This window comes from Epilithonimonas lactis, from assembly GCF_900110605.1.
Classification (GTDB): Bacteria; Bacteroidota; Bacteroidia; order Flavobacteriales; family Weeksellaceae; genus Epilithonimonas; species Epilithonimonas lactis.
The window spans coordinates 601,462-617,984 of sequence record NZ_FOFI01000003.1 but is presented as its reverse complement, the minus strand read 5'-3'; the positions used below and the strand labels follow the sequence as shown (position 1 = coordinate 617,984).

The 16,523-nt window shown below is 37.6% G+C and carries 10 protein-coding genes; 9 read left to right on the top strand and 1 reads right to left on the bottom strand.

Annotated elements, in window-relative coordinates; genetic code table 11:
• Nucleotides 1–26 precede the first annotated feature (26 nt).
• The 9 genes from cysS (at nucleotide 27) to BMW39_RS12390 (ending at nucleotide 13,262) form a co-directional block, all read left to right on the top strand.
• On the top strand, nucleotides 27–1,496 hold the full coding sequence (gene cysS, locus BMW39_RS12430) for a cysteine--tRNA ligase (protein WP_034975867.1): 1,470 nt from the start codon (nucleotides 27–29) through the stop codon (nucleotides 1,494–1,496).
• 108 nt (nucleotides 1,497–1,604) lie between these two features.
• Nucleotides 1,605–2,336 (top strand): hypothetical protein, encoded by a 732-nt coding sequence (locus BMW39_RS12425; protein WP_131474321.1) that lies wholly within the window; start codon nucleotides 1,605–1,607, stop codon nucleotides 2,334–2,336.
• 70 nt (nucleotides 2,337–2,406) lie between these two features.
• Nucleotides 2,407–5,058 (top strand): 4-alpha-glucanotransferase, encoded by a 2,652-nt coding sequence (locus tag BMW39_RS12420; protein ID WP_175459333.1) that lies wholly within the window; start codon nucleotides 2,407–2,409, stop codon nucleotides 5,056–5,058.
• A gap of 229 nt (nucleotides 5,059–5,287) precedes the next feature.
• A complete protein-coding gene (locus BMW39_RS12415; protein WP_034975861.1) occupies nucleotides 5,288–6,232 on the top strand; it encodes a hypothetical protein in 945 nt (314 codons plus the stop codon).
• Between the two features lie 102 nt (nucleotides 6,233–6,334).
• On the top strand, nucleotides 6,335–6,709 hold the full coding sequence (locus tag BMW39_RS12410) for a Spy/CpxP family protein refolding chaperone (RefSeq protein ID WP_034975858.1): 375 nt from the start codon (nucleotides 6,335–6,337) through the stop codon (nucleotides 6,707–6,709).
• Nucleotides 6,710–6,815: 106 nt separating this feature from the next.
• Nucleotides 6,816–7,322, top strand: coding sequence for a ferritin (locus BMW39_RS12405; RefSeq protein ID WP_034975856.1), 507 nt, complete (start codon nucleotides 6,816–6,818; stop codon nucleotides 7,320–7,322).
• Between the two features lie 15 nt (nucleotides 7,323–7,337).
• Complete coding sequence (locus BMW39_RS12400) at nucleotides 7,338–9,218, top strand: DUF3857 domain-containing protein (protein ID WP_074719340.1); 1,881 nt, start codon at nucleotides 7,338–7,340, stop codon at nucleotides 9,216–9,218.
• Between the two features lie 8 nt (nucleotides 9,219–9,226).
• Nucleotides 9,227–11,221: a DUF3857 domain-containing protein gene (locus BMW39_RS12395; RefSeq protein WP_034976201.1), complete on the top strand. Its 1,995-nt coding sequence runs from the start codon at nucleotides 9,227–9,229 to the stop codon at nucleotides 11,219–11,221.
• A gap of 73 nt (nucleotides 11,222–11,294) precedes the next feature.
• Entirely contained in the window at nucleotides 11,295–13,262 is a 1,968-nt protein-coding gene (locus tag BMW39_RS12390; RefSeq protein WP_051879928.1) for a transglutaminase domain-containing protein, read from the top strand.
• A 101-nt stretch (nucleotides 13,263–13,363) separates the two neighbouring features.
• Here the strand turns inward: BMW39_RS12390 and BMW39_RS12385 are convergent, their stop codons facing one another.
• On the bottom strand, nucleotides 13,364–16,522 hold the full coding sequence (locus tag BMW39_RS12385) for a UvrD-helicase domain-containing protein (protein ID WP_034975854.1): 3,159 nt from the start codon (nucleotides 16,520–16,522) through the stop codon (nucleotides 13,364–13,366).
• Between the last annotated feature and the right edge of the window lies 1 nt (nucleotide 16,523).

The window sequence follows — 16,523 nt, the reverse complement described above, 5'->3', positions numbered from 1 at the left end:
AATTATAATTTATCATTCATAATACAATGCAACTAAAAATATACAACTCGCTTTCAGGCGAAAAAGAAGTTTTCAAACCCATATTAGAAGGTAATATCGGGATGTACGTTTGTGGACCGACGGTTTACAGCAATGTGCATTTGGGGAATGTGAGAACTTTTTTGTCATTCGATTTTATTTACAGAAGCCTTCAGTTTCTGGGTTATAAGGTTCGATATGTCAGAAATATCACGGATGCCGGACATTTGACGGACGATGGCGATATCAATAACGACAGATTCATCAAGCAATCCAGATTGGAAAAATTGGAGCCTATGGAAATCGTACAAAAATATACGGTCGATTTTCACGAGGTTTTGAAGAAATTCAACTTGCTTCCGCCAACGATTGAACCGACTGCAACGGGTCACATCATCGAACAATTGGAACTTGCGAAAGATCTGATTGAAAAAGGTTTTGCGTACGAAAGCAATGGTTCCGTTTACTTCGATGTTTTGGAGTATAATGCAAGAGGACTTAATTACGGCGAACTTTCCAGAAGAAACATCGAAGAATTATTCGCCAACACAAGAGATTTGGATGGGCAATTTGAAAAGAAAAATCCACAAGATTTCGCCCTTTGGAAAAAAGCTTCGCCGGAACATATTATGAAATGGCCATCGCCTTGGGGAGAAGGTTTCCCTGGCTGGCACTTGGAATGTACGGCGATGAGCACTAAATATTTGGGCGACCAATTCGATATTCACGGTGGTGGAATGGACTTGAAATTCCCGCACCACGAATGTGAAATCGCTCAAGGAAAAGCTTGCAACGGCGTAGAACCTGTGAAATATTGGATGCACGCCAATATGCTGACAATGAATGGACAGAGAATGAGCAAGTCCACAGGAAATTACATTCTTCCAATGGAATTGATCACTGGGAATAATGATTTCTTCGAGAAAGCGTTTCATCCAAGTGTATTGAGATTCTGTTTCTTGCAGGCGCATTACAGAAGTGTTTTGGATATTTCCAATGACGCAATGTTGGCGAGTGAAAAAGGTTTCAACAGATTGATGGAAGCTGTTAAAATCCTTAATACACAAGTTCCGACAGAAGGTGTAGAAGTATCTTCTTTCGATTATAAAGCTTGGAAAGAGAAAGTGTTGGAAGCTTTGTCAGACGATTTCAACAGTCCGATTTTGATTTCCCATTTGTTCGAGGCGGTGAAGTTTATTTCAGCTTCGAAGCTTGGAAAAGAAAGCATTTCGACCAATGATTATGAAGATTTGAAACAATTTTTAAACGCGATTGTTTTTGATGTTTTAGGATTACAAATGATTGAAGAATCAAACAATGATAAGCTTGATCAGACTTTGCAAGTTTTGATCGATTTGAGAAATCAAGCAAGAAAATCTAAAAATTGGGATTTGTCTGACCAGATCCGCGATCAGCTTCTGGAAAAAGGAATCGAGTTGAAAGATGGAAGAGAAGGAACCACTTATCAATTATTATAAAATAAGAATCAAAACATAAATTCTTAAATATTTAGAAATACGGTTAACGAAAGTTAAACCGTATTTTTATTTTACCAGAGTGCTTTACTTTTGGACAAACAATAGCTTTTGAAAATACTTTTACAACTTATTTTTATCACTTTGTCAGGATTTATATTCTCGCAGAACATTTCAGGAAACGTAATGTCAGAAGACGATATTTTGATTCCAAGAGTTTTAATCGTGAATATGACCACCGACGAGAAAACCTACAGCGATGCTTATGGCAATTTCGTCATCAATGGAAAAGTGGGCGATGAGATCCGGTTTGCCAAGGAAAATTTTAAATTGGGAAAGATGACCGTCAGTTCCAATGATTTTCGGACCATTAAGCTGGAAAGAATGCCTCAGGAAATAGAGGAAGTGAAAATCATTAATAAGAATCTCGCCAAATCTAAGGAGGAAGAACTCAGAAACTCGATAGGACTTCCCAAAGGTCCAGACAAGCCAAGAGAAAAGCCAGCCGAAGCCGTAGATGATATTTTGATGCCATTGCTCAGAATTCCACCAGCTATCAAAATTCAGGCGATCTATGATGTCCTCAGTGGAAAATCCAGACGATTGAAAAGGCTCTATAAATATGAAGATCTACAGGAAGGTCTGGCTTGGACGCAGAATAATATCGACCCAGAATATTTTGCACAAGCAGGAATACCACCCGAAAAACTCACTGATTTTTTGATGTTCGCACTGCGAGACGAAAAGGTTTTGATGTACATGAAAGCGAAAAATGTAGGCGGAATCACGATTTCACTAGACAATAATATTAAGGCTTATTTGGAAAGAATTGCGGAAAAATGATTTTTTTGATGGAATATTATTTATAATTCAATAAATCATTAAATTGCATCCATATTAATAGACCTTAATAATGAAACTATACTTTAGTGTTAACTTCGGAACAAAAGTTGGCGAGCGACTCGTTTTGCGCCTGTACGACGAGAAAAATGAACATCGCGACCACCAACTGAACTACTCCGAAAATAACAACTGGACCACAGAAATTGACTATTTTTCTAAAACAATTCAGTACAAATATCTTTTGGTGAGCGAACAAGGTGATATTTTGGATGAAGAAATCCCGACTCACAATCTCAATTTACCAAACAGCTTCAAAGAATTTGTGATCTTTGACCAATGGAATCTTAAAAATTTCCCAGAAAATTATTTGACCAACAAAATTCTTCACAACCGTTTGCAAGGTTTCAAACCTGAGAAACTGTCGGTCGTCAAAAAACAAACCCATCTTTTCCGAATAGAAGCGCCACTTTATCATCCGAACTGGACATTGGTGTTGATCGGAAATGTGGATGTCTTGGGAAATTGGAACGGTGAAAGATCAGTAGAGCTTAAACAAACCGATTATGGGATTTGGGAAGTTGGCGTTGAAATTCCGACGCACCAAACTGTTCTCTACAAATACGCGATCAAAAACAAGAATACGGGACAATTAATTTATATAGAACCAGGCGAGAACCGCTGGGTTTTCGGAAATCCGACCAAGGATATTTTGTACGTGAAAGCGGACCATTATTTCAAATTTAATAATGAAACGCTTTGGCATTCTGCAGGTGTTGCAGTTCCTGTCTTCGCTTTGAGAACAGAAGATGGTTTCGGAGTTGGTGAGTTTTCTGATATCAAAAAATTAGGCGATTGGGCCAATGATGCAAAGCTTTCCGTGATTCAGATCTTGCCGATCAATGATACGACGGCGAATTATACTTGGACCGATTCTTATCCGTACGCGGCGATCTCGGTTTACGCACTTCACCCGCAATATCTTTCGGTTGAGAAGTTGGAATATGCTTTACCGAAAAAGTTAGTAAAAGAATATCAAGATAAAAAAGCTGAATTAAATGCTTTGAGTTTAATCGATTACGAGCAAATGATCTTCGGAAAATGGAAGTTTGCAAATGCTATTTTCGAGGAAAATCAAGAAGCGATTTTGAAGGATAGAAACTTCAAGAAATTCATTAAGGATAACGAAGAATGGCTGATGCCTTATTCCGCATTTTGTGTTTTGAGAGACAAATACAAAACACCAAATTTCAACGATTGGAAAACCCATAAGAAATTTGTTGCGGGAAAAGTGGCGACGCTTTATGCGCCTAAACATAAGGACTATGCAACCATTATGCTTCATGCTTGGGTTCAATATCAGTTGCATTTGCAATTGCAGGACGCAGTGGAATATTTGCATCAACTAGGACTTTCGGTGAAGGGTGATCTTCCAATTGGGATTTACAGATATTCCGTAGAAGCTTGGACAGAACCAGAACTTTTCGGGATGGATTTCCAAGCTGGAGCACCGCCAGATCAGTTCTCCGATCTAGGTCAAAACTGGGAATTCCCGACCTATAATTGGGAAGTGATGAAAGCTGATGATTATCAATGGTGGAAGAAACGTTTCAAAGTTTTGGAACAATATTTTGATGCGATGAGAATCGACCATATTCTTGGATTCTTTAGAATTTGGAGAATGCCGATCTCTGCGACACAAGGTTTGTTAGGATATTTTTATCCAGCTGTTCCTGTAACAGAGAGAGAGTTTTCTGACAGACAGATTCCTTTCAATTATGATCGTTACATCAAACCATTTGTGAATGAACCAATTCTTTGGGAGACATTTGGCGAATCGAAAGAGAAAATTCAAAATCATTTCTTTGATCATCAGAATGGAAATTTCACCTTCAAACCAGAATTTGATACACAAAGAAAATTAACCGATTACTTCAAAAAAGAATCGTGGGATTGGGCAGAAGAAAAATTGATCTCTTTGGCCGGAAATGTTTTATTCTTGACCGAAGAAACTGAGAACGGAATTGTTTATCATCCAAGATTCAATATCGCTAAAACGACATCTTACAAGTATTTGCCAGATTGGGAAAAAGCGAAGTTGAGCGATGTTTACAATGATTACTTCTTCAAACGTCAGGACGGTCTTTGGTACCAGAAAGCGATGGAAAAATTGCCAGCTTTACTCAATTCGACTACGATGTTGATCTGTGGTGAAGATCTTGGTTTGGTTCCAGATTCTGTACCTGTGGTGATGGATAAGTTGGCAATCACCGCTTTGAAAGTGCAAAGAATGCCATCCGATAATATTCCGTTCTACGACCCGAAAAATGCAAGTTATTTGAATGTAGTAACAGCTTCTTCCCACGACAGTTCTACCTTGAGACAATGGTGGCACGAGGACAGAAACCTGACTCAGAAATATTTCAACCAACAATTGGGACAATATGGAACTGCGCCTTGGGATTTGACGCCGGACTTGTCAGAGATGATTATGAAACAACATCTTTTCACAGAAGCGATGTTGGCGATTTTCCCAATTCAGGAATTTTTGGCGACAGATGATGACTTGATGAATCCAAATATGGACGAAGAAAGAATCAACAATCCTGCTGTTTTCCCACATTACTGGCGTTACAGAATGCATTTGAAATTGGAAGATTTGAAAGAGCAAACAGACTTCAATCAGAAAATTGCTGGCTGGATAGAAGCAAGCGGACGAGATTAAAATCATTAAAATAAATTATTAAAAGCCCTTCATGGTTTCAAACTTTGAAGGGCTTTTCATTTTCTGATAAAAAATAATATCATTGATTATCAATCATTAATCTAAAATTTATCATCGTTTTTAGAAATATTAATTCGGCAGACTTTAACTTTTATTCCTATCCAATATCCAAAAGATAGAAAGTTTCATTAGAGAAAATGAATTTTCACAATAAATAAAATTTAAAGAAATGAAAAAGATATTTTTTACCCTAGCTATAATTTTTGGAGGATTGATCTCTGCCCAAGATTATTACGATACTTATCCAAACGAATACAACGGATACGAGTATTACGATAACTCTTATGATTATCATGAGGACTATTATTACAATTATCCAACAGATTACTATCCAGACCAATATTACCAAGGTTATTACAATGACTATAGACAATCGGTTGTCAATGTGAATTGGGACCAGTTCTTTTTTCAAAACCGTTTGAGTCCGTTCCAAATACAGCAAATTATGATGTTGAATAACAGATTTGCTTCTTACAACGCCTGGAACTCCTACTATAGATGGAATCCGGACAGATGGTACTACGACAGATTCTATGCTTTGCAAAATATCTTGGGACCAAGGATTTTCGTAGTTTATCAAAATGTTTACTTCCGAGGCGCAAGTCCATTTGTGTTCTACAGAAATAGAAACGTGAATTTCTATGCGAGAAGATATCCAGTAAGACCAGTTTACAGAAATGTGAATATTAATGTTTACAAGGTCAACAGAGGGAATTTCAAGGAAGGCTTCAGAAATGATGGAAGAAATCAAAATATGATCAAGCCAAACAGAAATGAAGGAATACGTAACGAAAGCATAAGAAGTGGAGCGAATGGAAATAACATCGGTGGAATCAGAAATTCACAAAATGGCGTCGTGCGAAACAATGAGAATAATGGTGTCCGAAACCAAGGTAACATTAGAGGATATAGCACGGGCGGAATAAAAAGTGAAAACATCAGAACGCAATCTGCTCCAGCGACTAGAAATGAAGGAACGAGAGGTCAGAATAACGGAATCAGACAAAATCAGAAAACGGAGAGAAAGATAGAAAGCAGAGGAAATCAGAAAAATGCTTCTCCGAGATCTGAAAGTGGCGGTAGAAATTCTGGAATGAGATTTACTTCAAGATAAATTTTAACAAACTTTATCATTTGAATTTTTAACCTGGATTAAAAATTGACATCAAACTAATAGATTGATAAAAATCAATACATTATCAAATATTAAATCAATATGAAAAAATTAATTTTAAGCGCAGCATTTCTTGGATTAGGAGTTTTTGGATTTGCTCAACAGACCACTAAAGCAGATCATTCTCAAAAGAAAGCGGAACATTTGCAAAAAATGAAAGCGGAGCTAAATCTAACTGATGCTCAAGTAGCGCAATTGACCGCCTTACACGAAGCAAAAGCGGCAGATAGAAAAGCTGACTTTGATGCTAAAAAAGGTGATAGAATGCAGAAGATGAAACAGAATGAAGCAGAGATGCAAAAGATCTTGACACCTGAGCAGTATAAAAAATACCAAGAGTTGAAAGCTAAGAAAATGGCTGAGAGAAAGGAAAATTTCCAAGCCAGAAAAAAGGCTGATGGAGTAACAGTGAAATAAGTTTTTAGTTAGTGATTAATTTCAGAGAGAGTCGTTATTTTGTAACGGCTCTTTTTTTTATATTTGGCTCCTAAAGTTAAAATTTCATAAAAAAATAAATAAAGTTATGGTTTCAGAGAAAATTGTTACACTTGTCAACGAGCAAATAACAAAAGAGCAATACGCAGCACAATTATATCTATCGATGAGCGCATGGTTTTATGCACAAGATCTGGAAGGTATCGGCAATTATTTCCGAGTGCAATCCAAGGAAGAATTGATGCACGCGGATAAGATGTTCGATTATGTGAATGATATTGGAGGAAAGATCATTTTGAATGAGGTTCCAAAACCACCACACGAATTTGCCAATGCGCAGGAGATTTTCGAAAAAGCATTGGATCATGAGAGATTGGTGACAAAAAGCATCTTCAACATCGTGAAGGCTGCGAATGACGAAAGCGATTTTGCGACGACAAGTTTCTTGCAATGGTTCATCAATGAGCAAGTGGAAGAAGAGTCCAGTGCATCATTGTTAGTTTCCAAGATCAGAATGGTGAAGGACAATCCGTCCGCACTATATCTCTTTGACCAGGAGTTGGCCCAAAGGGTTTTTGTTCCGGCAGCGAACTAATCTCTTTTTGAATCGATGAAAAAACTAATAACCCTCTTTGTGTTGGTGTCTGTCAAGATGCTTTCACAAAACTATAGTGTCACAGAGATACCAAAAGAACTTTTAACAGACGCAAATGTTGTCATCAGAAATTATGACCAGAAAACGGTTGTGAGCTCCGTAAGCCAGGTCGAGACTCATTTTACAAGAGCTATGACGATCATGACCAAAGCTGGCGATGACTACGGCGTTTTGAAAATCCCTTACGACAAGACCAATAAGGTGAGTGATATCAAGGTGAGAACCTTTGATGCATTGGGGAAATTATCAAAGACCTATTCGAAGAAAGATTTTTCGGATTTTTCTTCCTCAGAAGGTTTCGAGCTGTACACAGAGTCCAGGATGTTGTACTTGAAGATCATTTCTACCAGTTATCCTTACACCATTGAGCTTACTTATGATGGAGATTCTTCTGACACAGCATTTTTGAATCCATTTTTTACCTTCTACGGTTACAATGTGGCGATTCAAAATTCTTCCTACAGTTTTACAAACACGTCTGGGATCAAACTAAGACGTAAGATCAAAAACACAGATTTTGGTCAGATCCAGTTAGAAGGTGATGAGAATAATTTTTCCCTCTCTTATAATAATGTTCCTGCATTCGTAGAGGAAAAGTATGCGCCAAATCCTGTTACATTGATGCCAAAGGCAGAATTTGCTTTGGATAATTTTACACTCAAGGGCAAACGAGGCGATATGTCCAATTGGCAAAATTTTGGAAAATGGTACAACGATATCTTGGAACCTGTTTCTGTGATCACGCCAGAACTACAGCAGGAAGTGAATGCGCTCAATCTGAAAGGAACTACAGAAGAAAAAGTGAAGACCATTTACCAATATATGCAAAACAAAACGAGATATGTTTTCGTTGCATTGGGAATTGGTGGCTGGCAGCCGATGTTGGCAGAAGATGTTAGGAAAAAGAGCTACGGCGATTGCAAAGCGCTTACAAATTACATGAGAGTGCTATTGAAAGCCGCTGGAATCCCATCTTACTATTCCGTGATCTACATGGATGATACGCCGAAACTTTTCGATAAGGATTTCCCAAGAATGGATGGCAACCATGTGATCTTATGCGTGCCGACAGAGACCGGAAATATATGGCTGGAGAATACCTCTCAGAGAATGGCATACAACCATTTGAGTTATCGTACCACGGATAGAAACGTTCTCATGATCAAAGATGGTACTGCAGAAATTGTAGACACACCAAAATCCATCACAGAGAACAATAAGGAGATCCTTAGGGTAAAAGCCAATATCTCTGCAGATCATAATTTGGATGTGACGTCTAAATTTTCCTACTCAGGAGGTTTGTACGATATGTCTATGTCGCTGTTGTCGCTGACGCCTGTAGAGCAAAAGGATGCTTTGAAGCACCGTTATGACAATTTGCAACTCTCGAGCATCGATATTCAGAATATGAACAATGACAGAGATCAAGGGAATATTAATTTTGATCTGAACTTTAAGGCTTCCAATTATTCCAAGTCACTGGGTTCGGATATCTACTTCAGAGCTATTCCTTTCATCGATTCGGATTTTTATCTGGAAAATGCTGATAGAAAGATGCCAATCGAGATTCCTTTCGGTTTTACAGATGATTATGAGATCGAATATACAATTCCTGATACACACAAGTTCTCCGAGACCATCGCGCCTGTGAAAATTGACTCGGAGTTTGGAAGTTTCTCTATGGAGTTCATTCCTCAAGACAAAAAATTATTGGTGAGAAGAAAATTCATGCTGAAAAAAGGAATTTTCTCGGCAGATAAAATTTCGGATTACATCAACTTCAGAAAAAAAACCAATAAGATCGACCATACCAAAATTCTAATAACCAAACTATAATGCAAACAATGAAAACAAAAATTTTACAATTGATACTGACTTGTATTGTCTTGCCAATATTTGGGCAATACAAGTTTCTAGAACTTCCAAAGCTGGATGTCGAAGATCTAAAGCTTACATCATATTCCAAAAATCCTTCCGAACCTGCAGAGGTCCTTTACAAGACATTCCATTATTATATCACAGATGGAGAATTGCATTTGGATGTCATCAGCAGAGTAAAGATCTACAAGAAAGATGATGCAAAAAAGTTCCTGGAAGAGGAGATCTATACCTATCAAAGTAAAAACAGGAATGAAGAAAAAATCACGTCTCTGAAGGTCAATACCTATAATCTTGAAAACGGAAAGATAGCAGCTACATCAGTTGATAAGAATTCCAAATATAAATCCAAAGAAAACAACAACTATTCGGTAACCAAGTTTGCTTTCGAAAACGTCAAAGATGGTTCTATAGTAGAGTACAAGTATTCTGTTTTATCTCCATTCTTGTACGTCATTCCCAAAGTCATGATAGAGGATGAGGTTCCGATCAGACATTTCGAGTATGTTTTTGATGTACCAAAATATTTTGGATATAATGTCAACTACAAAGGAGAGCTCAAGCCTTTCAAACAAGAAGTGGCAGAGAAGATGCTCTACGGTGCAGACTATAAAACGTACCGATTTGCTTACAAAGATATTGCTGCATATAAAGATGAGAAATATGTGAATAACATAGACAATTACAGAACTTCACTTAGGTTTGAGCTCAACTCTACCAATTTTCCTATCACTGGCGGAGGTCAGGCTTATGACAGCAGAACCGGAGCGATCAATGATACCAGAATGCAGGGCGGTTTCAAGTCTTATGGCGTTACATGGCAAGATATCAGAAAACAAATTTATGAAGATGAAAATTTTGGTGATGAGCTGAAAAGATCAAGTCTCGTAAAAGATCTACTTCCGGAAGAAATCAGATCAATCAAAAACGATGAGCAAAGAGCGGCCGCTGTCTTGAAATTTGCACAAAGCAAATACAGCTGGAATGGAGAATATGCTGCATTTACAGATAAAGGACTTAGAAATCTAATCAGTACAAGATCCGGAAACTCGGCAGAGATCAATTTGTTATTGATTTTATTGATGAGAAATGCAGACCTCAATGCGGAGCCTGTGCTACTTTCCACTGTTGGTAGAGGTATTTTGACAGGATATTCCCCAAGTCTCGGGATGCTGAATTACGTTTTGGCATCAATAGATTTCAACGGGAAGTTTACGCTTTATGATGCAACTTCCAAGATGACATCACCAAATATCATTCGTCCTGCGGCGCTTAATTATTATGGATTTGTGATGACCAAGACCGAAGCTAAACAGATCAATATTTTGTGCCCGGAGAAAAGTGTGACCTACCTCACTGTAGATGCAAAACTGAATCCAGATGGAACCTTTGCCGGTAATTTTTCTGATAGAGATACGATGCTCTATGCGATGATGAACAATGAAAGCTACGATAAAGATAAAACCGAATACCAAAAGGAAAATTATAAAGAACGATACAAATTCCCCTACAGCAATATGAAATCTGGAGTTACAGAAAAAGGTGATTTTGAAACCAGTTTCGACTTTGATTCGGATACGTTCGCAGATGGGATTGGTAATAAATTGGTGTTCAATCCATTGTTGTTCTTGTACAACAAATCGCATGAGTTCGATCAGACAGACGAGAGACGTTCCCCAATCGAACTTTACACCGGTTATGACAAGCTTAAAAAAGTCACAATCACTTTACCAGATGGCTACACTTTCGAAAATGTGCCGAAGTCCAAAAAGTTCCGAACCGAGGACAATGCGATACAGTACGTTTACAAAGTAACTCAGGAAGGAAATAAACTGACGGTAGAAACCACCACAACCGTTGAAGACCCAGTTTACCCGAAAGAATATTATCCAGCTTTCAAGCAGATCTTTGATAATATTACGAAGATGGAAGGCCAAGTTGTAACGGCCGTTAAGAAATAGAAAAATCCCAGGAACACTTCCTGGATTTTTTTTCTTCAAAAAATAAGATGCAACAGATTAACTATAAAAACCAATGAAAACAAAAATTCTACAATTATTGCTAGCTGTCGTTTTTTTACCAATTTTCGGGCAGTACAAGTTTCTGGATATTCCAAAGCTCGATAATGCAGATCTGAAAACGAGTAAATACGAAAAAAATCCAACGGAAGCCGCTGAGGTCCTTTACAAGTCCTATCATTATTATATTGTTGATGGAGAGCTCAAATTGGATGTTGTGAGCCGCGTGAAGATCTATATAAAAGACCACGCCGAAAAATTTCTGAATCAGGAAATCTACACGTATGATGGCAAAAATAACAAATCAGAAAAAGTCTCTTCTCTCAAAGTGGTAACTTATAATCTTGTGAATGATAAAGTAGAAACGACATCTGTAGAGAAAAATTCCAAGTACAAATCCAAAGAGTCTAAAAATTACACCGTCACCAAGTTTGCCTTCGAAAATGTGAAAGACGGTTCTGTTGTAGAATATAGATATTCCGTGCATTCACCCTATTTTTGGGCCGTAGATAAAGTTACGGTCGAGGATGTCGTACCAATACGCCGCTTCGAGTACGTTCTGGATTTCCCCAAATACTTAGGATTTAATATAGACTACAAGGGTAGCCTTAAGCCAAAGAACAAAGATGATAAAGATAAAAACATCTATGGAGGCGAGTACTTTACGTACCGCTTTGGTTATGATGATATTGCACCTTATAGAGATGAGAAGTATGTTCATAACATAGATAACTACAGAACATCCATCAGAGCAGAACTCAATTCTTCGGACATAACAATGGTGGGAAATCCATACGAATCCAATAAGGGTGGTTTTAAATCTTATGCAGTCACTTGGAAAGATATCTCCAAACAACTCTATGAATCAGATTATTTCGGAGAACAACTTAAGAGAAGATCTCTCGTGAAAGAACTTCTTCCGGTCGATATCAAAAATATAGAATCTCCGGAGGCAAAAGCGGCTGCAGTTCTCAAATTCGTTCAGAAGAATTATAATTGGAACGGCTATTATACCGTTGGAACGGAAGATGGGAAAGGTATCAAAGATCTGGTAGAAACTAAAGTTGGGACGTCTGGAGAGATCAATTTGTTGCTGATCATGCTCATGAGAAGTGCAGGTCTGGATGCTCAGCCTGTCGTGCTAGCTACGATTGGAAGAGGTCTCTTGATGGATCATTCACCATCGCTTAACCAATTGAACTATACGGTAGCATTTTTGGAAATCGATAAAAAAACCATTTTGTATGACGCCAGTTCAAAGCTTTCTATTCCCAATCTGATCCGTCCAACAGCTTTCAATTACAACGGCTATCTTATGACAGAGAAAGGTGCCCAGAAATTAAATGTCTTATGCCCTGGCAAAAGCACAACATATCTCAATGTGAATGCTCATTTAAATCCCGACGGAACTGTAGTCGGTTCATTTTCAGACAAAGACACAATGTTGTATGCGATGATGAACAATGAAAAATATGAAGAGGACAAAGCGGCCTATCAAAAAGAATCTTACAAAGACCGCTATGCTTTTCCCTTCACCAACATCAAAACCGAATTGCTGGAGGATAATGCCTTTCAGACCAGTTTCGATTTCGATTCTGACTCTTTTGTTGATGGAATTGGTAATAAATTGGTCTTCAATCCATTGTTGTTTTTGTACAACAAATCGCATGAGTTCGATCAGACAGATGAGAGGCGTTCCCCAATCGAACTGTACACAGGTTACGACAAAATCAAAAAAGTGACGATTACTCTGCCTGATGGATACGCTTTCGAAAACGTTCCGAAATCCAAAAAATTCAGAACAGAGGACAATGCAATTCAATACGTTTACAAAGTGACTCAAGAAGGAAATAAACTGACTGTAGAAACCACAACAACAGTTGAAGACCCAGTTTATCCGAAAGAATATTATCCAGCATTCAAACAGATTTTTGATAATATCACAAAAATGGAAGGCCAGGTTGTAACCGCTGTTAAGAAATAAAAATGCAAATCCCGAGAATCATTTCTCGGGGTTTTTTTTGTCTATAATCTCTTAGTCTCTCGTCTCCAAGTCTCTCATCTCCAAGTCTCCCATCTCCAAATCTAAATATAAATCACATCCGTCTTCATAACCTTTTCCCCAAACTGCTCTAATTTTTCCTGATAAAGTGCCACTTGTTTTTGGTCTTTCTCCTTCTCGCTTCCCGTTTTGAAATCCACAATGATGAAACCATCTTTTGTCTTAATCAATCTGTCCGGACGATAAGTTTTCGACGTTCCATCTTCCACAGAAAGCATATCTCGTTCATTGATGATGGTCAGATTTTCTTCGAAATAGGAAGCGTAATTGTTATCATTAATGATATTCTCAATACGTTCCAAAATCGAAGTTTTCTCATCGTTCGTGATGGTGCCTTCCAAAACGTAAGAATTTAGAACTTTCAGCACATCTTTTTTTGTTTTGATTTTTGATAGGATTTCGTGGGTGAAAATTCCCATTCGAACGTGTTCCACCCGGTTTTGATAACTTTTGGATGAGGTCGCAATTTCAATATTCGAAGCTTTCTCGGTTTTCTGAGAAATCGAATTGATATTTTCGGATTGATACTCTTTTTTCTCCTTGCGTTTTTGTTTTTTTAATGATTCCGTTGAGACTCCATAAACATCAAATGAATCTAATAATTCACCATTTTCCACAGGCTGAAATTGACTTGCAAAATCAAATAATTCCAGATGATTAGCAGATTTATTCGGCTTTTCCAGATAGAAAAAAAGTTGTTCCACAGGTCTTGTCGTCGCCACATATTGAATGCAAAAACGGTCGATTTTGTTTCGGTAAGAATTAATCAAATTAAAACCCGCCAATTCCTCATCATATCGTTCTAGTTCGGGCGAAAATTGGTTTAAAATCACTGTTTTCAGTTCATCTTCGCTTCCCAAATCAAACCATTCCGAGAATTTGCCGTCGTTATTTTTATTTTCCATAGGAATGAAAACGATGGGGAATTCCAGGCCTTTCGCTTTGTGAATCGTCATAATCTGAATCGCATCCACATTTTCACTCGCCTGAATACTGATTTTTGAAGCTTCATCATCCCAATATTTCAGGAATTCTTTCAGCGTTGCACCCGTATTTTGCGTGTAATTGTGAAGCATTTCAAGGAAATTCAACAGGAAATCAGTTTCCTTATTTTCAATCGAAAATTCGTGAACGTAATATTCAATGAAATTATAAAGATTAAGTTGCGGAATGTCTTTCTGAATCAGCGTTACCTTATATTTTTCATTAATGAAATCTTCAATGTCTTTCTTATTATCAAACTTCAAAATTTCTTTAATTTCCGAAGTAAAATCTGTCATTGTAATTCTTCCCGAAACATTCAGAAAGTACATCATTTTAACCAAGAATTGACGGTTTTTCGGAACCAGATTCCATTTCAAAAATTCAATCAAAGCTTTGAGGGTAAAGGCCAAATCGAGTGTCAAACCTTTCTCGGAAATCGTTTTGATGTAAGTTTCCTTTCCTTTGTAATTGACTTTCAAATTTCCCAAAAGCTGAGAATAATTAAAAATATCCGAATTTCCCCTACAAAGAATCGTGATATCCGAAAAATCAAAACCATTGTCCAAACTTTCCTGAATGTCATTCTGCATTTTCGCCACCGTTTCATCGTAAAAAACGTTCTTGGTCGAGTTTTCCAAAAGATGGATTTTCACTCGACCTTCCAATTTGGATTTTGATTCCTGCAAAGCGTTTTCGCCGAAGATTTTCTGATGCTCATCATTCAAATCGCCGGACATAAAATCGTACAGTTTATTATTAAAATCGACAATATTCTTCGCGCTTCGCCAGTTGAAACCAAGATTCTCAGCCGTTGCAAATTTGGGTGTGATTTCTTTTTTATTAATGATGTTGAGCATCAACTCACTTTCGCCACCACGAAATCTGTAGATGCTTTGTTTCGGGTCGCCAACGATGGTGAAACTCGTGTCGTCCGACGTGATGCTGTTGTCCCGAAGCGGAAGAAAATTCTGCCATTGCATCGTAGAAGTATCCTGAAATTCATCAAAGAAATAATGCTGAAATTGCGTCCCAACTTTCTCATAAATAAATGCCGAAGGTTCATTCCGAAGATTTTCATTAATCAAAATATTGAACTTCGAAAGCAAAACCAAATCGTTCTCTTCCTCAATTTCCAGTAGTTTTTTCTGAATATCGGCGTTTACTTTCAATGGTAAAATCGCTTGAAGAACTTTTTCTTTTTTTTGAGAATTAATGTACAAATCAATAATTTCTCTTCGCCAAGAAATTAGTTGAGGTAAAATATCCTGAATCTCTGCTTGCTTGTGTTTTCCTTTTGTGGAAGCGCCTTTCAGAAACGTTTCAATTTTCGAATCTTCGGAAGTTGTTGGGAACGGAAATTTTTTATCCTTGGTTTTATGAAACTCGAGAATGTTGACAAAAAATCCACCGATTCCACTTTTTCCACTCGCAAAATCCTCAATCTCAATATCTTTACTTTTAATTAATTCCAAAGCTCGTTTTGCAATTTCGAGCGATTCAGATTTTAGATTTTTAATGGTTTCTCTAAGTTCATTTTTCTTGTTTTCATAAGCTTCCCATTCGAAATCTTTGTTGTCCTGCAAAGGTTTGTAGTGCACATCGCTCACAAATTTCTTCGCCGAATTGTAAAGCGTTTGGTTGAGGTTCACACGCTCGTTATTGTCTAAATTATAATTGACATAATCCATAAAAGCGTCGGAAACTGTTTCGTCTTCGCCAATTTCATCCAGCATTTTGTCAACCGCTTCAATCAAATAAGGTTCTGGCTGGATTTCCAAATTGAAGTTCTGAGCCAATCCCAATTCGTAAGAAAAACTCTTTACCAATCTGGAATTGAACTTGTCAATCGTCCCAATGTTCAAAGTCGAGTAGTGGTGCAAAATATAATCAAGCACTTTCTGCGAACGATGATGCAAATCATCCAACGTAATCCTGTAACCTTGACTTGCCAATGCTTCCTGAACATTCTTCAAATCCTGATTTTCAGTGTAATTATCTTTTACAAATTCGCCGAGATAGAAGAGGATTCTCTCCTTCATTTCTTTGGCCGCCTTGTTGGTGAAAGTCAATGCCAAAATCGTTCTTATGGAATCAGACTGATTAGGAAATCGAAGGCAAATCATTAACAAACTCTGAACCAGACGGTAAGTTTTGCCAGAACCGGCAGAGGCGTTGATGACGGTGTATGAGTTTTGCATC

Bases quoted from the DNA above. Each gene is read 5' to 3' on its own strand.
- cysS (WP_034975867.1), top strand. From the start codon at position 27: ATGCAACTAAAAATATACAACTCGCTTTCAGGCGAAAAAGAAGTTTTC.
- BMW39_RS12420 (WP_175459333.1), top strand. From the start codon at position 2,407: ATGAAACTATACTTTAGTGTTAACTTCGGAACAAAAGTTGGCGAGCGA.
- BMW39_RS12415 (WP_034975861.1), top strand. From the start codon at position 5,288: ATGAAAAAGATATTTTTTACCCTAGCTATAATTTTTGGAGGATTGATC.
- BMW39_RS12410 (WP_034975858.1), top strand. From the start codon at position 6,335: ATGAAAAAATTAATTTTAAGCGCAGCATTTCTTGGATTAGGAGTTTTT.
- BMW39_RS12405 (WP_034975856.1), top strand. From the start codon at position 6,816: ATGGTTTCAGAGAAAATTGTTACACTTGTCAACGAGCAAATAACAAAA.
- BMW39_RS12400 (WP_074719340.1), top strand. From the start codon at position 7,338: ATGAAAAAACTAATAACCCTCTTTGTGTTGGTGTCTGTCAAGATGCTT.
- BMW39_RS12395 (WP_034976201.1), top strand. From the start codon at position 9,227: ATGAAAACAAAAATTTTACAATTGATACTGACTTGTATTGTCTTGCCA.
- BMW39_RS12390 (WP_051879928.1), top strand. From the start codon at position 11,295: ATGAAAACAAAAATTCTACAATTATTGCTAGCTGTCGTTTTTTTACCA.
- BMW39_RS12385 (WP_034975854.1), bottom strand. From the start codon at position 16,522: ATGCAAAACTCATACACCGTCATCAACGCCTCTGCCGGTTCTGGCAAA.